Here is a 22,866-nt window from a genome sequence, read left to right on the forward strand (position 1 = left end):
TCCAGGAAACCCCATGACCCAGCATCAGCTGCCGAACGTATTGCGCCGCCTGAACGGCGAAGACGACGCGGCGCAGCCCGTCACCGCGGCGTCCAGCGGCACCGTCGAGCCCACCGGGGGCGGAGGCAAGCTCGGCGAACGACTGGTCAGCGCCGGACTGCTGACGGCCGAGCAGGTGCAGTCCGTGATCGAGCTGCAGAAGCGCTCGGGCGTGCGCTTCGGAGAGGCCGCCATCCAGCTCGGCTACGTCACCGAGCGCGACATGCAGATCGCGCTGTCGGAACAGTTCAACTATGCCACCGCGCTGATTTCGCACCCCACCGTGGGCGCCAGCCTGGCCATCGCCCACGATCCTTTCGGGCGCGAGGCCGAGGCCATCCGGCAGTTGCGCGCCGAGATCTCGCTGCGCCTGGACGGCCAATCGAATTTCTCCATTTCCATCGTCAGCGCCAACGACGGCGACGGCAAGTCGTACGTCGCGGCGAGCCTGGCCATCGCCTATTCGCAGTCGGGCCAGCGGGTGCTGTTCATCGATGCCGACCTGCGCGGCTCGGGCAACGACCTGTTCCAGCTGCAGGAAGGCCCTGGCCTGTCCACCATGCTGGCCGGGCGCGACGCCCATGCCGCGGGCATGCCGGTGCCCGGTTTTCCGCTGCTGCACGTGCTGTCGGCGGGGCCGCGCCCGCCCAATCCCACGGAAATGCTGGGCGCCCCCGCCATGCGCCGCTTCATCGGCCAGTTCCAGGACAGCTTCGACGTGATCGTGGTCGACACCCCGGCGGCCAATCGATCGGCCGACGCGCAGCTCATCGCCAGCCAGACCGACGTGTGCCTGGTGGTGGTGCGCCAGGACGCCACATTGGTCGAGGACTTCCGCCAGGTGCAGGAACGCATGCGGCGCGCCGGCGCGCAATTGATCGGCTCCGTCTACAACGGACATGACGCCGAACGATCGCCCGGCAAAGCCCAGCCCCGGTGGCGGAAATGGCTGGGACGTCGCTGAACGGCCGGTCCGGGGTGTACCTGCCGCCGCGTCCGGCGGCCGGGGGGCCCGACGCGTTCCACCGCCTGCAGTCCGTCGCGATCACGCTGCTCATCGCCGTCTGCACGGTGTTTCCGCTGGTTCGCACCACGAGCCTGTTCGCCGAGTCGATCACGATGGACGCCTACACCGAAGGGTCCTCGCTGCTGCAGCTGGTGTTCGGTTCGGTGTTCGCGCTGGCGGGCTGGCTGCTGTGGATGAATCGGCAGGTGGCGGTGCGCAATCTGCGGGCCATCAATCCTTTCCTGTTGCTGATTCTGCTGTGGTGCCTGTGTTCCAGCCTGTGGTCGCTGTATCCCGTCACCACGATCAAACGCAGCGTGCAGTTGCTGGGGCTCATCATGGTGGGCCTTGCGATCGCGCCGCCGCTGGGCAACATGGCGCGCTTCGCCAACACGGTGCTGGCGTCCTTCACGGTGCTGATGGTGCTGTGCCTGCTCGCCTCGCTGGGCATGCCGGGCCTGGGCGTCGACTACGTGACGGGCGGCTCATGGCGCGGAATCACCTGGCACAAGAACGTGCTGGGCATGGTGTGCGCCTTCAGCCTGCTGCTGTGGCTGCGCGAGTTCCGCCACGGCCAGCTCGGCTGGAAGGTATGCCTGGGGGCCGGCCTGTTCACGGTGTTCATGCTGGTCATGGCCAAGAGCACGACGTCGATCATCGTGGCGGGCGCGGGCTCGTTCCTGTATCTGTTCCTGGCGCGCCGGTATATCGCGCCGCGCAACATGCTGATCCTTCTGCTGGGCTCGACCATCGCCACGGCGCTGCTGCTGCATTTCTTCCATGCCATGCAGGGCCGGTTCCCCAGCTGGGAAGAACTCATGGGGCCTGCGGCCGCCATCTTCAACAAGAGCACCGACCTGACGGGCCGTACGGACATCTGGGAACTCGTGCTGGTACAGGTGGCGGCCCACCCGTGGCAAGGCGCCGGCTACGGGGCATTCTGGATGGGTGTGGGCGGTCCTTCCCAGTACATCGCCGACTTCATGGGATTCGTGCCGCTGCAGGCGCACAACGGCTATCTGGACGTGCTGAATGAACTGGGCATCGTCGGCCTGCTGCTGCTGGCGGGCCTGGTGGCGGTGCATGCGCGCGATCTGTTTCGCCTGATGCGCATCGACAGGGCCGAGGCCGCGCTGCACTGGGCCTTCTTCATCGTGATCCTCGTCAGCAATATCTCGGAGACCATCCTGTTCCGCGCCATCGAATTGCAGTACGTGTGGCTGATCTTCTCCTCGATCATGGTGTCGTCTCGCCTGCGTGCGCATCAGGCCGCGCGCGCCACGGAGGCGGGCGCGGCATGAGGTTCGTCTGGTCCGCAGTACTGGCCGTCATGCTGGCGCTGACCATGACGGCGCGCGCGGCCGATGCGCCCGTCCCGTTCCAGTTCACGGTGGACGAGCAGGGCCTGGCCGGCGCGCCGGACCGCTCCGCGCTGAACCAGCCGCTGGGCCCGGCCGATCGCATCGTGGCGCGCGACGGTCACTTCTACCGCGTGGGGGCCGATGGCCGGCCGCGCACCGACGACGACACGCGGGTGCGCCTGTTCGGCATCAGTCTCAGCTTCTCGACCAACTTCCCTTCCACCGAAGAGGCGATGCGGCTGGCGCGCCAGTTGCGCAAGGCCGGGTTCAACGCCGTGCGCCTGCACCACATGGACTTCTGGCTGGGGCGCGAGACCGACAGGCCGCGCGGGATACTTACGCCGGATCCCTACCCCACCTTCAATGCCGCCGCGGTGGAACGCGTGCGCAACTTCATCGCCGTGCTGGCCCGGGAAGGCATCTATACCAACCTGAATCTGTACGTCAGTTATCGCTTCCGGCCCGAGATCGATGGGCTGCTGGATTTCGATACGCCCGACAACCGCATGCCGATCGGCGCGTCGGTGCACGTCTATCACCCGCGCATGGCGGCGCTGCAGGAAACCTTCGCGCGCCGGATCATCGAGCAGCTGCGGCTGAAGGACAACCCGGCCCTGGCCATGGTCGAGATCCACAACGAGACGTCGCTGCTGGCCGCATGGATGCGCAAGGAATGGAAGACGCACGCGCTGCCCAGCGCCTATGAGCCCGTGCTGCGCGAGGCCTGGAACCGCTGGCTCGCGGGCCGCTACGGCAGCGGCGCGGCGGCCTGCCGCGCGTGGGAAGTGTGCGACGCCGATGCGTCCGGCGTGGTGGCGCTGCCGACGCAGGACGAGGCGGCGCCGCGCAGCACGCTCGGTTCCATCGTCAACCGCGTGCGGGCGCGCTGGAACGAGCTGATGCCCGCGGACGCCATGCAGTCGCTGTCCGGCGAGGCGCTGCGGCTGCACGACTTCCTGGACTTCCTGGTGGACACCGACCGCGCCTATGTCGAACGCATGCGCGACGTGGTGCGCGAGGCCGCGGGGGAACTCGTGCCCGTGACCGGCACGCAGATGGTCTATGGCGGCGTGCTGAACTTCGATACCCAGGCCGGCATGGACTACCTGGACGAGCACCGCTATATCGATCATCCCGATGGCGCGCAGTCCGACTGGTCCATACGCAGCACGTCGCCCACGGGCGGCGACATGGACATCCTGCTGGCGCTGTCGTTCCGCCGCGACCACACCAAGCCATTCGTGCTCAGCGAGTACAACCTCACCTTCCCCAATCCGCGCGGCGCGGAGATCATGCCGGTGGTGGCGACGGTGGCTGCCCTGCAGGATTGGGACGGACTGTTCTTTTACGACTATCTGGATGCCGACACCTGGCCCGACGCGCCCACCAACTTCGCCCTGAGCGGGGACTGGGGCAAGTACGCGCTGGCCGGCCAGAGCGCGCAGATATTCCGCCAGCAGTGGATCGAGCCGCTGCGCACGTCCCTGCAGGTCCCGCTGCCGCGACAGGCGCGCGATGCCATCGCGCTGGCCAACGAGTATGGCGGGCTGGAGAAGGCCATCGGGCAGCTGGGTGTGACGCCCGCCGACGCGTGGCGCCATCGCGTCTCGGTCGACACGCAGGCACAGGGACCGGTGCACAAGCCCCAGCCCGATGGCGCGCAGCAACAGGCGGTGTTCGACGCAAGGCAGGGTTACCTGACGCTGGCCGCGCCGAACGTACGAGGCGTCATCGGCAACCTGGACTCGCAGTGGCGCGGCGCGCCGGGCCTGCAGGCGCGCGCGCTGTCCAACGGCGACGCCGCCGCCGACATCGTGCTGACGCCGCTGGACGGCCAGCCGGTGGCGCAGTCGCGGCACCTGCTGCTGACGCTGGGCAGTTCCACCGTGGGCACTCAGCCCGGATCTTTCCCGGCGCGCCCCAAGCAGTTGCAGCGCTACAAGAACCAGAGCGGACGCTGGACACTCGAGCCCGACCCCGACGGCATGGACAAGCCATCCGGCAGCCGCACCGCCAGCGCGCCGGCATGGCTGTCGCGGCCGGCGCTGTGCGTGCGCTGGTCCGGCGCCACGGCCCCCGCAGCCATCTATCCGCTGGACGGACGCGGCCGCCGCGGCCAGGCCCTGGACGAGACGGTGATCTGGCGCCAGGGCAATGCCGTCGCCGTGGATCTGTCTGCCCGCGCATCGGCCCCGCCGAGCCCGTGGTACGAGGTCGTGCTGCCGCCCGGCCAAGCCGCGGCCGGCGCCGGTACGCTGATGCCCGACTGCATGCCGGGAAACGCGAAGTGATGTCGCCATGACGGCCGCGGCATCCCGCCCCGTGTTGCTGCGCAGCGCGGTCCTGTCGGTCATCGACCAGGCCTGGCTGAGCCTGCTGAATCTGGCGCTAGGGCTGATCCTGATCCGCCTGACGGCGAAGGAATCCTATGGCGTCTACGCGCAGCTGTACGTGGCCGGCATCTTCGCCGCGACCATTGCCGAGGCGCTCATCACCAATCCGCTGACCACGCTGGCCGCCAGGGCGCAGGACGGCGAGCGCGCCGCGCTCATCACCCATCTGCGACGGTTCCAGGGCCGGCTGAGCACGGCCGTGGGCATCCTGTTCGGCATCGGCTGCGCCGGCGTGGCGGTGTGGGCCGACATTCCGCAGCCGGCCTGGCTGGCGCTGGGCTTCGGCCTGTACGTCAAGACCAACGCCGCGCGCGAGTACCGGCGCAGCGTACTGTTCGTGATGGGCTCGACGCCTCAGGTGCTGCGCACCGACGTGCAGTACGGCGTGGCCGTGCTGGCCGGAACGGGGCTGCTGGTGTGGATGGGCACGCTGTTCCTGCCCGCGGTGTTCGGCATGCTGGCCCTGGCCAATGTGGTGGCGCTGATGGGTACGCGCTTGCCGCAAGCCGCGGCCACGGATGCCGCGCCCGACTACCGCGAGGCCGTGGCCCAGGCCTGGAAGCGCGGGCGGCTGGGCCTGCCGGGCGCGGTGCTGGCGTGGATCATCAACTACAGCTACCTGTACGTGGCTGCCGCCTGGTTGGGCGCGACGGCGACGGCGGATCTCAATGCCTCGCGGCTGCTGCTGATGCCGATCGCGATGACGGTGATGGCGTGGTCCCGTGTGGCGCGGCCGATGATAGGCCGGCAGCTCGCACAGAACGACAGCCGCGGCCTGTTCCGGCTGCTATTGACGTCGACGGCCGCCGTGGAAGCGGTGACGCTGGCGTATGTGGCCGTGCTGTGGCTCGCGCTGCCCTGGCTGCAGCAGCACATGCTGGGCGAGAAATACGCCAACGTGCAGCCGCTGGTCATGGGGTGGGGCCTGTACTTCGCCATCAACGCGGCGCGCAGCATCGGCACGGCGGCGCTGATGAGCGCGGACCGATACGGCGCCACGCTGGCCGTGGCGGTGGTCAGCCTGACCCTGACGCTGGTGTCGATGAACCTGACCATACCCAGCTATGGCGCCGTGGGGGCCATCATTGCATTGACCATCGTGGAAACCGTCAGCCTGGTGCTGATCTGGTCCGCGTGGCGGCGTTCTATGCCGAAGGTGGCGACATGAACGGCCAGGCCTCGGCCGTGCCGGATCTCAGCATCTGCATCTGCACATACAAGCGGCCCGAGCTGCTGGAGCGCCTGCTGCGGGCTATCGCCGCGCAGCAGGGCGAGCGCTACGCCTGCCAGGTCGTGGTGGTCGACAACGACCCGCGGCATTCGGCCGCGCCCGTGATGCAGCGCTGGCGAGACCGGGACGGCATGGCGTTCACGGGCCTGCACGTGGCCACGCCGAACATCTCGCTGGCGCGCAATGCGGCCGTGCACGCCGCCCGGGCGCCCTGGGTCGTGTTCGTGGACGATGACGAAGCGCCTGACGCCCATTGGCTGCAGCACCTGGTGCACGCGCAGCGCCAGTATGGCGCCGACGCGGTGTTCGGTCCCGTGCTGCCCCGCTATGCCGACGACACGCCTGACTGGATAAGGCGTGGCGGTTATTTCGACCGTGCGCGCCACGCCACCGGCACGCTCATCACCACGCGCGACGCGCGCACCGGGAACGTGCTGGTGAGGCGCAGCGCGCTGCTTGCGTTGGACGGCCCGTTCGATCCCGCTTATGGCCGTTCCGGCGGCGAGGACACCGTGCTGTTCGGCGCGCTGCTGGCGCGGGGCGCGGTGTTCGTGTGGTGCGACGAGGCCACGGTGGAAGAGGAAGTGCCTGTCGAACGCGCACGGCTGGGCTGGATCGTCCGCCGCGCATATCGAGGCGGACAGACGTTCATGCGCGCGGAACTGCGGCGTGCGGCCGGCGCGCGCCGTGTGCTGCGCGCCGCCTACCTGGGGGCGCGAGCCGCCGTGCAGATGCTGCTTGCCGGACTGCTGGCCCTGGCGTCGCTGCCCTTCTCGCGCACGCGCAGCGCGCGCTGGCTGCGCACCATGGCGGCCAACGCGGGCAAGGTGACCGCCCTGTTCGGCCACCGCTACCAGGAATACGGACACTGATGGCGGCCTTCCGTTTTCCGGGCGACCAGTTCCGCGGCTGCACGATGCACGTGCACGACAACCTGTGGGCCCTGCGCGAGCGCTGGCAGGCCGCGCAGCGCGACCGCGGCTATGTCTACCAGACCTGGGAATGGAACCACACCTGGCAGCAGACCATTGGCCAGGCGCAAGGCGTGCGGCCGTACGTGATGGAACTGCGCGATGCCGCCGGGCGGATGCTGGCCCTTTGGCCGATGGGCATCTATCGTCGGGGGCGGCTGCGCGTGCTCGATTTCCTGGGCGACGTGGTGACCGACTATCGCGCGCCCCTGTATGCCTCCGCATTCGTACTCGACCTGCAGCCCGCGGTATTCGAGGCTTTATGGCGGGCCATGGTTCGCAGCGTGCCCGGCATCGACCTGGTGTCGCTGCGGCGCATGCCGCAGACGCTGGAGGGCGAGAGCCGGCGCGCCAATCCCATGGCGCGGCTGGCGGGTACGCGGCACACCGAGAACGGCTACGCCGCCAGGCTGCCCGAATCGATGGAGGCCTTCCGCAAGCGGCTGCCCACGCGCATGGTGGCCGACATGCGGCGCAGCGCGCGCCGGCTCGAAGAAGTGGCGCCCGTGCGCATCGCCACGCATCACGACGCGGACGCCCGCGCCGCCGTATTCCTAGCGCTGGCCGAGCAGAAGTCGCGCCGCTGGCGCGAGTCGGGCAGCCGCGACCTGTTCGCCGAACCCGGATACCTGGACTTCTACCGCACCCTGGCGTTCGGCCCGGAAACGCGCGCGCGCGTGAGCCTGTGCAGCCTGTCCGCGGGCGAGGAGATCGTTGCCACGCACTGGGGCGCCTGCTATCGAGGCCGCCACTACTGGATCCTGCCCACCTATGCGGCGGGCGAGTGGTCAAGGTATTCGAGCGGCCGGATGCTGATGGCCGCCATGATCGAACGCAGCATCGAAGAGGGCTGCGGGATCTTCGACCTGACCGTGGGCGAAGAGGCGTACAAGCGGGATTGGACCGACCATACGCTGCCGCTGTACGAATGGCATCACGCCAGGACGTTGGCGGGCCGCGTTGTGCTGGCGCGTCAGCGGCTGCGCGCATGGGCGCGCAATCAGCCGGGGTTGCGACGGATGGTGCAGCGCCTGCGGACGCTGGCGCGGCGATCGACGGGCGGTCGCTAGAAGCAGGGCGACCTGCATACGGGCTAGGACAAGCGCAGCAGGCGGCAAGGCTTGGTCGAGGTACCGCCTTGGCCGGGGGCGCAAGCCGAAATGCCGCAAATCACCCCGTAAATACATTGTTTTTACGCCTGCCTCGCTGAATCCGGGCCGGTGCATCACGCCCACCTCGGGTGCGGCGCGCGTGCACAGCCATGGTGCGCGCCTCGCAAGCCCCTTATGGCTTAGAACGTTTACATGCATTTACCTGCCGATACACACCACGGCACAATTGGTCCGCTGGCTTTGGGAATGCCAGTCCTGCTGCTTCCGGCTTCGCATCCGCAACGCCGGTAACCCGCCGCCTTCCCGGGCGGCCGCTATAGGAGTATGGGCATTGATGTCGAGCACATTTCGCTTTCCCACCCTGCCCGGCGATCCGTTCCGTGGCTTCACGCTGCAAGTGCATGAGGCGTTGGAGCCGGTACGCGACGCGTGGCGGCAGGTTTTGCAGGACGGAGCCGCCTATGTGTTCCAGACTTGGGAATGGAACAGAGCTTGGCAGGCAACCATCGGCCGCGCGCAAGGGGTGCAGCCGCGCATCATCGAGGTACGCGATGCGCAGCAGCGCCCCGTGGCGATCTGGCCGCTGGGCATCTACCGCCGCTGCCGCTTGCGCGTCCTCGATTTTCTTGGGGATGCCGTCAGCGACTACCGGGCGCCGGCGCTGGCCGCGGACTTCGTGGCGACGCTGCCGCCGAACGCCTTCGAGGCCCTGTGGCGGGCCATCGTGCGCAGCATCCGGGATATCGACCTGATCGTGTTGCGGCGCATGCCCGCGCAACTCGAGGCGGATGGCGAACCCGTCAATCCCATGGTCCGGCTGCCGGGGGCGCGCCACACCGAGAACGCCCATGCCACGCGGCTGCCCGACTGCGTCGAGACGTTCCGCAAGGGGCTTTCCTCGCAGCGCTTGTCCACGATGCGGCGCAAGCTGCGTCGTCTCGAAGAAGTCGCGCCCGTGCGCATCACCTTGCGCCACGACGAGGGCACGCTGCCGCCGGTCATGCAGGCGCTGGCGCAGCAGAAATCGCGACGCTGCCGCGAGACCGGTGTGCGCGACCTGTTCGCGGAAACCGGCTACCTGGACTTCTATCGCGAACTGGCGTTCGAACCGGGCACGGGCGCCGACGTGGTGGTCAGCAGCATCCAGGCCGGCGATACGGTGGTGGCCGCGCATTGGGGCGCCTGTTACCGCGGTCGCCTCTACTGGATACTGCCTACTTACGAGGAGGGTGACTGGACGCGCTATTCGTGCGGGCGTGCGCTGCTGAACGCCGTCATCGAATGGGGCATAGAGCACAGGATGGAAGTGTTCGACATGACGGTCGGCGACGAGTCGTACAAGAAGGACTGGGCCGATCACAGCCTGCCGCTGTACGAATGGCGGCAAGCCGTGACGTGGCAGGGCCGTGGCGCGCTGGTCGCCCAGGACGTGAAGGTGTGGGCGCGCTCGAAGCCGTGGGTGCGCAACGTCACGATGCGCTTGAAGGGTGTGGGCACCGCGCCCAAGCTGTCGCTGGCGAAAGCCGGCATGTTCGCCCGCCTGATGGCCTTCGTTGCGGGCAACAAAGGCCTGTCAGCGGCCGGCAGACGCTGATGGACCCGGGCCGGTGCGGTCGCGCAGGTGCGCGATCGCCTGGCCCACCGGCAATATCACGCAGCCGCGGTCCAGCGCATAGCGCACGACCTCGTCCAGCACTTCCGGCGTGGCCCCGTACGGGCCGCAGTTCTCTTCGACGCCATGCGTGCTCAGCACGGCCCAGCTGCCGCGCCGCGCGCCATCCAGAAAGGCGCGCCATTGCGCCGCGGCCAGCGTCGAACCATACAGGCGATAGCTGCCAAGCAGGCGCAGGTCGGCGCGGCCATGATGCAGTCCGCCCCCCGTGATGCGGCACGAGCGGCGCACGCGGCCGCAGGTGTGCTTCACCGAATAGCCGTAGTCGCCGAACGGATAGGCGAAGTCCAGCGGTTCGATGTCGCCGGTGATGCCATGCAGGAATTCGGCGTTGCGCTGCAGTTCCGCGCGCAGCTGCGCCGCGGGCAGCTGCGTGCTGCGGCGATGCGACCAGCCGTGGCAACCCAACTGGTGTCCGCCTCGATGCAGCGCCTGCAATTGCGGCACGCTGTGCGTGGGCCGCGATTCTTCCTCTTTGTCGGTCAGGCCGCCCGCCACGTAGAAGGTGCCGCGGCAGCCGTGCCGTTCCAGGATCTCCGCGCCCGTGGTGCAGGCCGACGCGTTCACGTCGTCGAAGGTGATGCTGAGCACGGCCGGGCCATCGTGGATGGGCAGCCAGTCCTGCAGGCCGTGCCGGGCCAGCCAGCGGCTGCCCTGGCCCGCCAGGCGGGAGACTCTGCGGCTCAGATCCATGTCGATATCTTCGCGGACAACAGGCGCGCCTAGCGGCCGGTAAGCCAGCCGCGCAGGCGTCGCATCTGCCATGCGCGCAGCTGGCGACGGAAGTCGCGGTCTTCGAACTGCGGCAGGCCGCGCAGCGCGCCGCCGAGGTATCCGGCGATGATCAGCAGTCCGCCGATGAACAGCGGCTTCTCGCGCATGCGGTTGATGCCCGCCGCCAGTGCGTACAGCGGGTGATAGGCCATGTACCAGTTGGCGCGGCCCCAGCGCAGGCGGCCGACGTAGATGCTGCGGTCGGACGAGCCCATGATGCGGTGATGCCACAGCCAGGCGTCCGGATCGTAGAAGCTGAGCGTGCGCCAGCCCTTGAAGCGCGCCTGGTGGATGTCGATGCCGTCCCACGCAAGGTGTTCGACGAAGCCGCCGATATCTTCGAAGGCCTCGCGGCGATACAGCTTGAACTGCCCCGCCACCTGTTCCTCGATGTGGCTTTCCTCGATGTAGCGGCCGTCCTCTTCGCGATAGACCTTGCCGGACAGGGCCGCGAATTTCGGGTCGGACTCGAACATGGCCATCATGCGCTCGATGTAGCGCGGGCCGAACGACATGTCGCCGTCCAGCTTGGCGATGTAGCGATAGTCGGTGTGAAGGATGCGTTCCTTGCCGTAGTTGAACGCCGCCACCACGCCGCCGCCCAGCTTGCGAAAGCCGCGGTTCTCGCGCGGCACCAGGCGGATGAATGGATACTTGGCCGCGTACTCGCGCACGATGTCCGGCGTGGCGTCGGAGGACCCGTCGTCGACCAGGATCCACTCGACGGGGCGCATGGTCTGCGCGACGATGGAGTCCATGGTCAGGCGCAGATACTGCGCCTCGTCGCGTACCGGCGAGATGATGACCAGCGGGATGATCCTGGGATCGACCGCAGGCGGGGCCGCGACGGGATTCAGGTCGTGCTTGGCGGGCTTGTCACTCATGTCGTCAGTAGCGTACGGGACTGTTGGGCGGCAGCTGCAGGGTGCGGCGGATGAATTGCGCGAAGTCGGCATAGCCGGCCATCGTGGGATGCAGGCCGTCGGCGAAGCGATCCGGCGCCATGGTGCGGAAGTTGCCGCTGCCGTTGCTGGACCAGCTCAGGTAATCGACCACCGCCACGTGCGGATGGCGCGGCGCCAGCGTGTCGGCCAGCCAGCGGTTAAAGGCGCCGGCCACTTCGATCATGGGCGCGGTCATGCCCAGCCACGAACCGATGTTGTCCACCACCAGAATCATGCGTCCGCTGGTGCTTTGCGCGAAGTAGGCGAAGTTGTCCTGCAGCGCAGACAGCGGCACGCCGGTGGCTACGTCGTTGATGCCCACGTGCAGATACGCCAGTTGCGGCAGCGTGCCGGCCGGCAGCGTGCGAGGGCCGCGGCCGTCGCCCGGATCGGCATGCTCGGCCAGCACGTCGCGGCGCCAGCGCGCGCGCACGGCCGTCGAGGTCTGGCCGCCGATGCCGTGGTTGAAATGGAATACGCCCGACGCGGCAGCCAGTTCGTAGGAAAGCTGACCAGGCTGCGAGACGTGATCGGGCACGAAGCGGCCCTGCACATTCAAGCGGCCCTTGCGCTGCGGCTCGCCCTCGGCGATGGAGTCGCCCACGACCACGGCATAGGCTTGTGAACTCTGGGCCCGCGCCGCGCCGCCCAACATGAAGGGCCCCAGCGACAGGGCGGCCAGGAAGGAACGGCGATCAGGCATGGCGGGCCTCGTCGTGCCTGTTCAGAACAGGCGCTCGTCCACGTGGATGACGTCGCCGGGCTGCACCTTGTCGCCGAGCTTGACGCGCTGTTTGGTGATATCGCCGGTGACCACGTCGGTGCGGTTGAGGTCGATGCGGCTTTCGGATGCGCGCTCGGTCAGGCCCCCGGCCAACGACAGCGCACGCATGACGGTGAGGCCATGCTCGACAGGGTAGGCGCCGGGGCCGCGCACTTCGCCATAGATATAGAAGCGCGGCGCCTGCGGCAGGAACACGACGTCGCCCGGTTGCAGCTCGGTGTCCTGCACCATGCGCGACGGAGACTGGCGGTTGCCCACGAACATCTCGACGCGCTGCTGGCCGCCATCGCCGCGGCGCATCAGCACCGCGGTGTCGGAGGCATCGGGCAGGGTGCCGCCCGCCATGGCCACCACTTCGAGCAGCGACAGGTTGTTCTCGATGGCATAACGGCCGGGACGCGCGACCTGGCCCAGCACCGACACCACGCGGCTGCGCACGGTGATGACTTCGACAGAAACCTGCGGGTCGTTGAGCAAACCCTTGCTGCGCAGGCCCTGCGCGATCTGCCGGCCGATGGCCGAGGGCGTTTGTCCACTCACTCGTATGCTGCCCAGCAGCGGCGCGACGATCTCGCCGTCGGCATCGACCGTGACGCGCGTTTCGAGATTGGATTGACCGACCACCGTTATCAGCAGCGTATCGCCGGGGCCCACGGCGGCCACCGCGCCTGTGGCCACGGATGGAGTCTCGCGCCGCGGATCCACGGGATCGGGTATGGGCAGCTGGCCGCGCGGCGCCACGGGCTCGGGCATCCTGGGCTGCGCACGTATCGGCGTGATGGGCTCGGGAATGGGGGATTGCTGCCGCGGCCGCGAAGGAACGATGGGATCCGGCGTGGGAAGCGGCTGTTGCGCTCGCGCGGGCGTTACCGGATCGGGGATGGGCAACTGTTGCCGCGCTCGTCCAGGCATCACCGGATCGGGAATGGGCAACTGTTGTTGCGCGTTCGCCGGCATGACCGGATCGGGAATGGGGAGCTGCTGCTGCGCGTGCGCCGGCGCCAGAATGCACATCGCCACGGCGACGGCGAGTTGTCGTATCCACCTGCAGGCCGGCACCCTCATCTCCGCTAGATCATCGCCTTGTTCATGGTCGCCATGATAGTAGCCCATGCAAACTGTCACGCTCAAAACTTTATAAATACAATACCGGTCGTTCGGTCGCCGGTGTGGCCGTTGCCCGCGCAGGCGCGCGCGGCGGACACCATATAGCACTTTTCCACGCTGCCGGGACCTCTCTTTGCAAAGTTTGCCGCACACACAAAGCTGCATGCCGTCCGCTGACTCCCCCACTCTGCCCAAGGCCCGGCTGTTCTCGCTGGACATCGCCGCGGTGACGTTCGACGGCGCGGTTCGCGCGCTGGTGCAGGCAGCCGAGCAGCGCGACGGCCGCGCCCGGGTGGTCGTCACGCCCAACGTCGATCACATCGTGCGGCTGGATGCCGCGCCCGAGCTGCGCGCACGGTACGCGAAAGCCGATTACATCTTCGCCGACGGCATGCCCGTGGTGTGGGCCAGCAGGCTGCTGGGCCGTCCGCTTCCGCAGCGTGTCACCGGCGCCGACCTGTTCGTGGCGCTGTGCCGGCAAGCCCAGCAGCGCGGCTGGCGCGTGATGCTGCTGGGCGGCCGCCCGGGCTCCGAGGCCGACCTGCATGCGCGTTTCGCACAGTACTTTCCCGGCCTGCACATCGACATCGTGTGCCCGTCCATGCAGTTCGAGCCCCTGGGCGACGAAGGCCGCGCCTTCGCCCGCAAGGTGCGCGAGACCTCGCCGGACGTGGTGTTCACCTGTCTCGGCATGCCCAAGCAGGAGAACTGGGCCCTGCACCATGCGCCCACGCTGCCCGGCGGCATCGTGCTGTGCGTGGGCGCCGCCATGGAGTTCGCCATCGGCCTGCAGCGTCGCGCGCCGCATCGGCTGCAGCGGGTGGGCATGGAATGGCTGTGGCGCCTGCTTACCAACCCGCGTCGGCTGTGGCGCCGCTATCTCGTGGACGATCCCTGGTTCGCCATGCTGTGCTGGAAACAATGGCGCAGCCAGCGCAACGTCGGCGTGTGACCACGTGCGCACGCATGCGGCGCACGCTGCTGGCGTCGGCGCTGCTGCTTGGCGGACCCGCGCCTGCCGCGGAGTTTCCGGAAGGCATCGACTATGCGGTGCAGATCACCAGCTCGGTGCAGCACCAGAGCAATCCGGCGCGCCTGCCCGATTCGTCCGACCAGCGGCGCGCCGCCGCGGTCATGCTCAACGCCATCGGCCTGGCCACGCAGGTGCCGCTGCTGTCGCGCGACACCCGCCTGGACCTGGCCGCCAGCGTGGGCGACGCGCGCTACAGCAACACTCGCCAGCTCGACCATCAGCCGCGCTACCTGAACGTGGGGCTGAACTGGCGCGCGGGCAGGCTGTTCGATGGCCGCGTCGGCTTTCGCCACGAAGAGCAGCTGAACGACCTGAACCGCGCCTTTCCCCAGCGCGACATGACGAAGCGCCAGGGCATGGAGGCCGAAGCGGGACTGCGCGTCACCGAGGCCTTGCGCGTGCCGGTGCTGGCGCTGTTCCAGAACACCGTGCGCTACGACTTCGAAGGCAATCGCCAGCTGTACGATCGCGACGAGAACGGCTGGCAGGTATCGGCCTTCTATTCGGGACTGGGCCGTTCGTTCGCGCAGGCCGGCCTGCGCCACACCGGCGTCGACTACATCCGCCGCGATCCGGCGCAGACCGCGCTGCTGGACGACGCCTACGACGACAATGAGGCCTTCATCAATGTGCAGTGGGACTACAGTCCCAAGACGCTGGTGGGCGCGCGCATCGGCTATCTGCGGCGCACGTATGACAATCTGGACGGCAGGGACACCAATCTGCTGACGCTCAACGCGCTGGCGACCTGGGACTATTCCGCCAAGACGCAATTCGACCTGCGGCTGTGGCGCCGTCCGTATGCCTACGACGACAATCCCAACGTGCTGTACTCCACCGAGACCGGCGGACGACTGTCGGTGCGCTGGCGCGCCACGCCGAAGATCACGGTGGGGCTGGGCGTGGAGCGCACGGTGCAGCAGCAGGACACGATCACGTCGGGTGCCGGCAGCGAGGACGTCCATACCTGGCGCTATGGCCCGCGCATCGAATGGGCCATGCGCGACAACCTGCGCTGGGTGCTGGACTTCTACCGCGACCGCGAGACCTCGCCCATCCCCCAGGACAGCTACGACCAGCGTTTCGTGCGGCTGGGTGTGCAATACACGTTCGGCGATCGCGCGGGCACGCTGAGCCAGCGCCTGCGCTCTGACGAATGTCAGTACCGCCGTTCGGAATTCGACCTGTGCTGATTCAGTAGGCGTTGCGGTCCCACACGATCAGCAGCAGCGTGCGAAACAGGATCTTCACGTCGAGCAGCAGCGACCAGTTGGCGATGTAGTAGCGGTCGTACTTCACGCGGCGCTGCATCTTGTCGGGCGTGTCCGTTTCGCCGCGCAGGCCATGGATCTGCGCCCAGCCCGTGATGCCCGGCTTGACGCTGTGGCGCAGCATGTAGCCGCGGATCAGCCGCCGGTACATCTCGTTGTGCTCGGCGGCGTGGGGGCGCGGGCCCACGAGGCTCATCGAGCCGCCCAGCACGTTGAACAGCTGCGGCAGCTCGTCCAGCGAGGTCTTGCGCAGCACGCGGCCCACGCGGGTGACGCGGTCGTCGTTGGCGCGGGCCTGGCGCAGCACGCCGTCCTGCGCCGCGTCGCTGCCCACGCGCATCGAGCGGAACTTGTAGACCGTGATGGGCATGCCGCGCTCGCCGTAGCGCAGCTGGCGGAAGATGACGGGCCCCGGCGTGTCCAGCCGGATGGCCAGCGCCACCAGCATCATCACCGGCGAGAGCAGGACCAGCATGAGGCAGCCCAGCACCAGGTCCATCGCGCGCTTCAGCGAACGGGACAGGCCGATCATCTGCGTTTCGTGCAGCGCCAGCACGGGCACGCCGGCGATGTTCGCGCTGTCGGCAGCGGTATCGCCCAGGAAGGGCGATTCGGGAATCAGGTAGATGGCGGCGGTGGAGTCGTACAGGCGATTCATCAGATCCAGCGTGGGCGCCTCGTAGCCTTCCTTGTCGAGCGGCACGAACGCCACGTCGATCCCGCCGGCGTCTATCTTCGCCGTCGCGTTGGGATAGTCGCCCAGGTAGGGCGGCACGTGGCCGATGCTGTCGTGCGCCTGCGCCGGCTGGCTGGCGTAATAGCCGGCGATGTGGATGCCCAGGATGGGCGAGCGCTGCAGCCGCATGGCGAGCTTCTGCGCCTCGGGTCCCATGCCGAAGAACACGGCCACGCGGCGGCTGGAGGGTGAGTTGTTGATGTGATAGGCCGCGCGCCGCAGCGCGGCCAGGCCGGCAACCTGCAGCGCCAGCGCGATGCCTGTCCATTCGGCAAGCAGCGTGCGCAGCTGCTCGACGTCGGTGCCGTCGTGAGGCAGGAAGAACAATCCGACCAGCGCCATGAACAGCACGTTGAACCAGCGCATCACGCCCTGCCCCAGCATCCACAGCGTGGTGCGCGCGCTGACCAGCAGCCGGAAGCGCACGAAAACCACGAATGCGCCCAGCGCGATCAGGCCGGGCACGCCCTGCAGGTAGACGGGGCCGTCCAGGCCGTGCAGGCGCGCCAGCAGCAGGAAGGGACAGGCGTTGAGCAACGCGCTGACGCCGCCCGCCAGGGTCATGAACGCATTCTGGTGGTGGCTGGGCTTGTCTCGCAGGAACATGGTCGAATCGCGGTGAGTCGGGACGTGGCGTCAGCGGCCGTAGGAATCGTCGAAGCGGACGATGTCGTCTTCGCCGAGATACGCGCCCGATTGAACCTCGATGAGTTCGAGCGGGATGGAGCCTGGATTCTCCAGGCGATGAGGCACGCCGAGCGGAATATACGTGGATTGGTTTTCAGTAAGCAGGAAAACCTCTTCGCTGCGTGTGATGCGTGCGGTTCCCGCAACGACGATCCAGTGTTCGGCGCGATGGTGGTGCATCTGCAGCGACAGCCGTCCGCCTGGCGCCACGGTGATGCGCTTGACCTTGAAGCGCGACCCGCCGTCGATCGAGTCATAGGTGCCCCAGGGCCGATACGCCAGGCGGTGCTCGGTGGCCTCGGGACGCTTGCCGGCCTGCAGCCTGGCCACGATGCGGCGCACGTCCTGCACTTTGTCGCGGGCCGCGACCAGGACGGCGTCGGGCGTCTCGACCACCACCGTATCCTCGACGCCCAACAGGGCCACCAGCCGATGGCTGGAATAGGCGTATACGTCGCGGCACGATTCCGCCAGCACGTCGCCGCGCAGCGCGTTGCCGGCCTCGTCGCGCGGCATCAGCTGCCACAGCGAGGCCCACGAGCCGATGTCGCTCCAGCCCGCGTCCAGCGGCACCATGGCCACGTCCGAGTCGCGCTCCATGACGGCGTAGTCGATGGAATCGGACGGGCAGGCGGCGAACGCGGACTCGTCGAAGCGCACGAAGTCGCCATCGTGCCGCACGCCCGCGATGGCGGCCCGGCAGGCCTGCAGGATGTCGGGGCGGTGCTGCTCGAGCGCCCGCAGATAGCGCGACGCCAGGAACAGGAACATGCCGCTGTTCCAGAAGTAGCGGCCGCTGGCGACGTATTCGGCCGCCGTTGCGGCATCGGGCTTTTCGACGAAGGCTTCCACCGCAGCCGGCGCGCCGGGCGCCGCCTCTGGCGCCGTACGTATGTAACCGTAACCGGTTTCAGGGTAAGCAGGCAGCACGCCGAAGGTGACCAGCCTGCCCGCCAGCGCCGGCTCGCGGCCTGCCTCGACGGCTTGGCGGAAGGCGTCGGGCCGCAGGATGGCGTGGTCGGACGGCAGTACCAGCAGCAGGGCATCCTCGCCCTGCGCCATGGCGTGCAGCGCGGCCAGCGCAATGGCCGGCGCGGTATTGCGCCCCGCCGGCTCGAGCAGAATGGCGGGATGCTTCAGGCCAAGCTGGCGCAATTGCTCGGCCACGATGAATCGGTGCGCCTCGTTGGTGACCAGCATGGGCGGATGGTCAGCCAGCTGCGACACGCGTTGCCACGTGGCCTGCAGCGCCGAGTCGTCGCCCAGCAGCGCGAGGAACTGCTTGGGATAGCTTTCGCGGGACAGCGGCCACAGCCTGGTACCCGAGCCCCCCGCCAGCAGAACGGGTTGCAACTTCACGGGGGCGCTGGACATGCACAACTCCTTCGTTGCCGATCGGGCACCGAATCGTCAAAAAACGTCAGTTTGACCGGAATTTTGCATCTGCGGGTATCAAAAAATTTAAATTTCACAGATCGACATATTAGAATCGCTTTGCGCGAATCCAGGCAGCAGACCAGCCCGGGTACGCCTCCAGACGCAAGGTCATGCTTCAAGAATGCGGCTGAAACCCGCAGCTCCGCCTTGCCACTTGGCAGATTTGCCATGCCGGTTTCGTACAGCCCGAGCCACGCAAGCAAGCAGAATCCGCATTCCTTCCTTGTCGTACCGACGGGGACTCGCCCAGAGGGACAGCCACGGTCCGTCGGATTTCCCACGCGCTCCGCGAGAGTTCCCGCGCCTGTCGAAGCGTCGCGCATGACGCCGTTCTTACCCTGTCCGTACGCCGCCGAGGGCATGCCCGCCCAGCCGGGTACGCTGCCCGGGCCCATCCAGAGGAACTAAGTGGAAAGCGCCATCAACACCCATCTCAGCGAACGTCTGTGCTCTCACCAGTGGCGGGGATTCCTGTCCGCGCTGGCCGGAGAGCTGACGCAGGACCTGACGTCCGGGCACCTGCGCAACGTGATGCGTCGTACAGGTGAGCGCTTCGCACGCCAGCACGCGTTGCCCGCCACCAGCACCATCGCCGATCTGCAGGTGGCCATCAACCATGTATGGCGCGGCCAGGACTGGGGCTGGGTCGAGATCGCCGAAGCGGCCGACCACCTCGCCCTGACACATTACTGCGCTCCACTACAGGGCGCGTTCGGCCAAGGGTACCAGGGCTGGACCGCCGGCTTCCTGGAAGGCGCCTATGAGTTGTGGATGCGCCAACTGGGCGCCGACTCGCAGCTGCGCGTGACCCAGGCCGGCGAGCCGGACGCCCTGGGAACGGTTGTGTTCCGTTTCGGCAAATAAGCCGGCCCCTCGGCGGGCGGGACAACGACCGGGAAGTCGAACCATGAACGATGCCAGCGATATTTCGAGTCTCTACCAGCGGTTTGGCGGAGACGCCGACCAGTACCTCGAGCTGGGCCAGTCCAATCACGCGCAGGCGTCTCGCGAGCGCTGGCCATTGCTGTCGGCCATCCGGCCCGAGCTGGCCATGGTGCCGCCGGCGGTAGGCGAACGCGTCGAGGCGACGCACGCTGTATCGCCGTGGGCCTCGGCCGTCTCGCCGCCCGCGCCGCCCGTGCCTGTGCCATCGATTCCCGCCGCGCCTCCCGCGCCCGCCGTCACGCCCACGCCCGCCGCGGAGGACGCGCCGGCCGTGGCCCCGGCAGCGCCCGCCACGCCGTCCGCCGAGCCGCGCCCTTCCTTGCAGAACGTGTTCGCAAGACTGGCGCAATCCGGCAGCTCCTCATCCAAGCCATAGCACACGTGAAGATCATCGCCATCGTTGCCGCCAAGGGCGGAGTCGGCAAGAGCACGATCGCCGCCAATCTGTGCGTTGCATTGCGCCAGGCCGGCCGCGCCGTGCTGGCCGTCGACCTCGATCCGCAGAACGCGCTGCGTTTCCACCTGGGCGGCAATCTGCAGGACATCGGCGGGCTGTCGCGCGCCAGCGTGGGCGGCACGCCGTGGCGCGATGCGTGCGTGCAAGGCGCCTCGGGCGTCCACATGATGCCGTTCGGCCTGGTCAACGAAACCGATCGCCAGTCGCTCGAGCGCCAGCTGGCGGCCGACCCGAACTGGCTGTCGCGCCATCTCGACAGTCTGGACCTGGCCGAGGAAACGGTGGTGGTGATCGACACGCCGCCGGGCCCATCGGAGTACCTGCGCCAGTCGCTGGGCATCGCGCACCTGGTGGTGGCGGTGACGCTGGCCGATGCCGCGTCGTATGCCACGCTGCCGATGATCGAAGGCCTGATCCAGAACTACTGTGCCGGCCGCGCCGGCTACCTGGGCCACGCCTACATCGTCAACCAGGCCGACGGCGCGCGTCAGCTGTCCAAGGACGCCGTGCGCCTGGTCCGCGAGTCGCTGCGCGAGCGCGTCATCGGCGTGGTCCACAAGGACGAGTCCGTCAGCGAGGCGCTGGCCTACGGCCGCACGGTGGTGGACCACGATCCCCACAGCCTGGGCCGCGCCGACCTGCTGGCCTGCGCCGGCTGGGTCGAGCAGCGCCTGCGCGGTATCGGGAGCGTGCCGCGATGATGAAGCTGTTTCCGCCGCGCCTGGGCAGGCGCGAGGGCGCGCCGCGGTGGGACGACGCGCTGCTGTCGCTGCCGCTGTGGTCCAAGGGCTGGGTGCGCGTCCTGGCCGGCGTGGCGGCCGCGGTGCTGTTCGTGCTGGCCGTCACGGTCAAGTTCGAGCTGTACCAGCAGCTGCTGTTCACCGGCATCTGCATCGTGCTGGCCCTGGTGCTGCATCGCATGGGCGGCCGGCTCATCACATTGGTGATGATGGCCATCTCGGTCATCGTGTCGCTGCGCTACATGTACTGGCGCGTCACCGAGACACTGGGCTTCCAGAGTCCCATCGACATGGCGTTCGGCTACGGCCTGCTGCTGGCCGAGCTGTATGCAATGACGGTGATGCTGCTGAGCTATTTCCAGACCGCATGGCCGCTTCAGCGCAAACCCATGCCGATGCCGCCGGACGCCAAGGTCTGGCCCACGGTGGACGTCTTCATCCCCACCTACAACGAACCGCTGAGCGTGGTGCGGCAATCCGTGCTGGCGGCCATGTCGCTGGACTGGCCCGCCGACCGCCTGCGGGTCTACGTGCTGGACGACGGCCGCCGCGAGGAGTTCCGCGACTTCTGCGCCCGCGCCGGCGCGGGCTATCTCACGCGTAGCGACAATCGGCACGCCAAGGCGGGCAACATCAATGCGGCGCTGGCCAAGACCGATGGCGAGTTCGTCGCGGTGTTCGACTGCGATCACATCACCACGCGCTCGTTCCTGCAGATCTGCATGGGCTGGTTCATGAAGGACCGGCAGCTCGCGATGCTGCAGACGCCGCACGTGTTCTTCTCCCCCGATCCGTTCGAACGCAATCTCGAGACCTTCCGCAACGTACCGAACGAAGGCGAACTGTTCTACGGCATCGTCCAGGATGGCAACGACCTCTGGAACGCCACCTTCTTCTGCGGTTCATGCGCGGTGATGCGTCGCGCGTCGCTGGAAGCGGTGGGCGGCGTGGCAACCGAAAGCGTCACCGAGGATGCGCTGACGGCGCTGAAGATGAATCGCGCGGGCTTCAACACCGCATACCTGGCGCTGCCGCAGGCGGCCGGCCTGGCCACCGAGAACCTGTCGCGCCACATCGGCCAGCGCACGCGCTGGGCGCGCGGCATGGCGCAGATCATCCGCGTCAACAATCCCTTGCTGGGGCCAGGGCTGAAGCTGGGGCAGCGGCTGTGCTACCTGAACGCCATGCTGCACTTCTTCTTCGGGCTGCCCCGCGTGGTGTTCCTGACCACACCGCTGGCGTTCCTGTTCTTCGGCGCCCACGTGTTCCAGGCCACGGCGCTGATGGTGACGGCGTACGCGCTGCCGCACATCGTCCTGTCCAGCCTCGGCAGCTCGCGCATCCAGGGGCGCTTTCGGCATTCGTTCTGGAACGAGGTGTACGAGGCCGTGCTCGCCTGGTACATCATGCGGCCCGCACTGCAGACGCTGATAAGTCCCCGGCGCGCCGTCTTCAACGTGACGGCCAAGGGCGGCGTGATCCGCGAGTCGTACTTCGACTGGGAGCTGGCGCGCCCGTACGTGCTGCTGCTGGTGCTGAACGTGGTGGGCCTGGCGATCGGCCTGGTCAGCATGGCATTCGCGGCCGACCTGGATACGGCGATGACCATCCTGATCAACGTCGTCTGGACCGTCTACAACATCGTCATCACCAGCGCGGCCGTGGCCGTGGCCGGCGAGGTACGCCAGTTGCGCAACACGCACCGCGTGGCGGTGAACCTGCCTGCCGCCATCGCGCTGCCGGGCGGCCGTCGCATGGCCTGCCGCGTCAGCGATTTCTCGCAGGGCGGGCTGGGTCTGGTGCTGCCGGATGGCGCGCAGGTTGTCCAGGGAACGCAGATCTCGGTGTCGGTGTTCCGCGGCGACTTCGAAGGGGTGTTCCCTGCCGTCGTGACGTTCAGCCGCGGCAGCCGCCTGGGCCTGAGCTTCCAGGACCTGACGCTGGAGCAGGAGCGCGAACTGGCCGAGGTCACTTTCGCGCGCGCGGACACCTGGGCGTCGATGTGGGGCCAGGGCAAGCCCGACTCTCCGCTGGTGGCCATGCGCCACATCTCCAGCATCGGCCTGCGCGGCTTCACGCTGCTGATGCGCTACGCGCGCGATCGGGGCGTGGCTCAGCTGCGCCGCACGGTCTCCGCATCCACCAAAAATTGAACAACGGGAGCGC

Annotated in this window: 19 protein-coding genes; 13 read left to right on the top strand and 6 right to left on the bottom strand. The window is 68.1% G+C overall.

Annotated features, from left to right (window positions below):
- Positions 1-13: 13 nt before the first annotated feature.
- From CAL15_RS23950 to CAL15_RS23980, 7 genes are all read left to right on the top strand, one after another.
- Positions 14-1,003: a polysaccharide biosynthesis tyrosine autokinase gene (locus CAL15_RS23950; protein WP_086080787.1), complete on the top strand. Its 990-nt coding sequence runs from the start codon at positions 14-16 to the stop codon at positions 1,001-1,003.
- Positions 985-2,346, top strand: a complete 1,362-nt coding sequence (locus tag CAL15_RS23955) for an O-antigen ligase family protein (protein ID WP_086080788.1) — start codon at positions 985-987, stop codon at positions 2,344-2,346. The genes CAL15_RS23950 and CAL15_RS23955 overlap by 19 nt, the downstream gene beginning before the upstream one ends.
- Positions 2,343-4,697 carry a cellulase family glycosylhydrolase gene (locus CAL15_RS23960; protein ID WP_086080789.1) on the top strand — a complete coding sequence of 785 codons (2,355 nt, stop codon included), beginning with the start codon at positions 2,343-2,345 and terminating at the stop codon, positions 4,695-4,697. The genes CAL15_RS23955 and CAL15_RS23960 overlap by 4 nt, the downstream gene beginning before the upstream one ends.
- A 7-nt stretch (positions 4,698-4,704) precedes the next feature.
- The gene (locus tag CAL15_RS23965) at positions 4,705-5,967 is read left to right on the top strand and encodes a lipopolysaccharide biosynthesis protein (protein ID WP_086080790.1); all 1,263 of its coding nucleotides are present in this window, start codon (positions 4,705-4,707) and stop codon (positions 5,965-5,967) included.
- Positions 5,964-6,902, top strand: coding sequence for a glycosyltransferase family 2 protein (locus CAL15_RS23970; RefSeq protein WP_086081271.1), 939 nt, complete (start codon positions 5,964-5,966; stop codon positions 6,900-6,902). Before CAL15_RS23965 ends, CAL15_RS23970 begins: the two co-directional genes overlap by 4 nt.
- Positions 6,902-8,071: a GNAT family N-acetyltransferase gene (locus CAL15_RS23975; protein WP_086080791.1), complete on the top strand. Its 1,170-nt coding sequence runs from the start codon at positions 6,902-6,904 to the stop codon at positions 8,069-8,071. The genes CAL15_RS23970 and CAL15_RS23975 overlap by 1 nt, the downstream gene beginning before the upstream one ends.
- Before the next feature lie 376 nt (positions 8,072-8,447).
- Positions 8,448-9,707: a GNAT family N-acetyltransferase gene (locus tag CAL15_RS23980; RefSeq protein ID WP_157666732.1), complete on the top strand. Its 1,260-nt coding sequence runs from the start codon at positions 8,448-8,450 to the stop codon at positions 9,705-9,707.
- Here the strand turns inward: CAL15_RS23980 and CAL15_RS23985 are convergent.
- From CAL15_RS23985 to CAL15_RS24485, 4 genes are read right to left on the bottom strand one after another with little or no spacing between them, the layout of a single operon-like run.
- Positions 9,687-10,478: a polysaccharide deacetylase family protein gene (locus CAL15_RS23985; protein ID WP_157666733.1), complete on the bottom strand. Its 792-nt coding sequence runs from the start codon at positions 10,476-10,478 to the stop codon at positions 9,687-9,689. The genes CAL15_RS23980 and CAL15_RS23985 overlap by 21 nt on opposite strands.
- Positions 10,479-10,507: 29 nt before the next feature.
- Positions 10,508-11,443 (bottom strand): glycosyltransferase, encoded by a 936-nt coding sequence (locus CAL15_RS23990; RefSeq protein WP_086080794.1) that lies wholly within the window; start codon positions 11,441-11,443, stop codon positions 10,508-10,510.
- A gap of 4 nt (positions 11,444-11,447) precedes the next feature.
- Positions 11,448-12,206, bottom strand: a complete 759-nt coding sequence (locus CAL15_RS23995; RefSeq protein WP_086080795.1) for an SGNH/GDSL hydrolase family protein — start codon at positions 12,204-12,206, stop codon at positions 11,448-11,450.
- A gap of 21 nt (positions 12,207-12,227) precedes the next feature.
- Positions 12,228-13,301 carry an SLBB domain-containing protein gene (locus tag CAL15_RS24485; protein ID WP_232468259.1) on the bottom strand — a complete coding sequence of 358 codons (1,074 nt, stop codon included), beginning with the start codon at positions 13,299-13,301 and terminating at the stop codon, positions 12,228-12,230.
- A 256-nt stretch (positions 13,302-13,557) separates the two neighbouring features.
- Here CAL15_RS24485 and CAL15_RS24010 point away from each other — a divergent pair, with 256 nt between their 5' ends.
- Positions 13,558-14,346: a WecB/TagA/CpsF family glycosyltransferase gene (locus tag CAL15_RS24010; RefSeq protein WP_086080796.1), complete on the top strand. Its 789-nt coding sequence runs from the start codon at positions 13,558-13,560 to the stop codon at positions 14,344-14,346.
- A gap of 14 nt (positions 14,347-14,360) precedes the next feature.
- Positions 14,361-15,620 (top strand): hypothetical protein, encoded by a 1,260-nt coding sequence (locus tag CAL15_RS24015; RefSeq protein ID WP_157666735.1) that lies wholly within the window; start codon positions 14,361-14,363, stop codon positions 15,618-15,620.
- 1 nt (position 15,621) lies between these two features.
- On the opposite strand, the gene CAL15_RS24020 is transcribed toward CAL15_RS24015, so the two are convergent.
- Together CAL15_RS24020 and CAL15_RS24025 are read right to left on the bottom strand one after the other, a co-directional pair.
- Positions 15,622-17,040, bottom strand: a complete 1,419-nt coding sequence (locus CAL15_RS24020) for an undecaprenyl-phosphate glucose phosphotransferase (protein WP_232468072.1) — start codon at positions 17,038-17,040, stop codon at positions 15,622-15,624.
- A gap of 30 nt (positions 17,041-17,070) precedes the next feature.
- Positions 17,071-18,495 (bottom strand): mannose-1-phosphate guanylyltransferase/mannose-6-phosphate isomerase, encoded by a 1,425-nt coding sequence (locus tag CAL15_RS24025; RefSeq protein WP_086080798.1) that lies wholly within the window; start codon positions 18,493-18,495, stop codon positions 17,071-17,073.
- Positions 18,496-18,966: 471 nt separating this feature from the next.
- Here CAL15_RS24025 and bcsD point away from each other — a divergent pair, with 471 nt between their 5' ends.
- Genes bcsD through bcsA form a run of 4 tightly spaced genes read left to right on the top strand, consistent with a single transcriptional unit; the run spans position 18,967 to position 22,853 of the window.
- Positions 18,967-19,422, top strand: coding sequence for a cellulose biosynthesis protein BcsD (bcsD, locus tag CAL15_RS24030; RefSeq protein WP_086080799.1), 456 nt, complete (start codon positions 18,967-18,969; stop codon positions 19,420-19,422).
- A gap of 43 nt (positions 19,423-19,465) precedes the next feature.
- The gene (bcsP, locus tag CAL15_RS24035; protein ID WP_086080800.1) at positions 19,466-19,879 is read left to right on the top strand and encodes a cellulose biosynthesis protein BcsP; all 414 of its coding nucleotides are present in this window, start codon (positions 19,466-19,468) and stop codon (positions 19,877-19,879) included.
- Positions 19,880-19,884: 5 nt separating this feature from the next.
- A complete protein-coding gene (gene bcsQ, locus CAL15_RS24040) occupies positions 19,885-20,661 on the top strand; it encodes a cellulose biosynthesis protein BcsQ (protein WP_086080801.1) in 777 nt (258 codons plus the stop codon).
- Positions 20,658-22,853, top strand: coding sequence for a UDP-forming cellulose synthase catalytic subunit (gene bcsA, locus CAL15_RS24045; RefSeq protein WP_086080802.1), 2,196 nt, complete (start codon positions 20,658-20,660; stop codon positions 22,851-22,853). The genes bcsQ and bcsA overlap by 4 nt, the downstream gene beginning before the upstream one ends.
- Positions 22,854-22,866 lie beyond the last annotated feature (13 nt).

Source organism: Bordetella genomosp. 13, assembly GCF_002119665.1.
Classification (GTDB): domain Bacteria; phylum Pseudomonadota; class Gammaproteobacteria; order Burkholderiales; family Burkholderiaceae_B; genus Bordetella.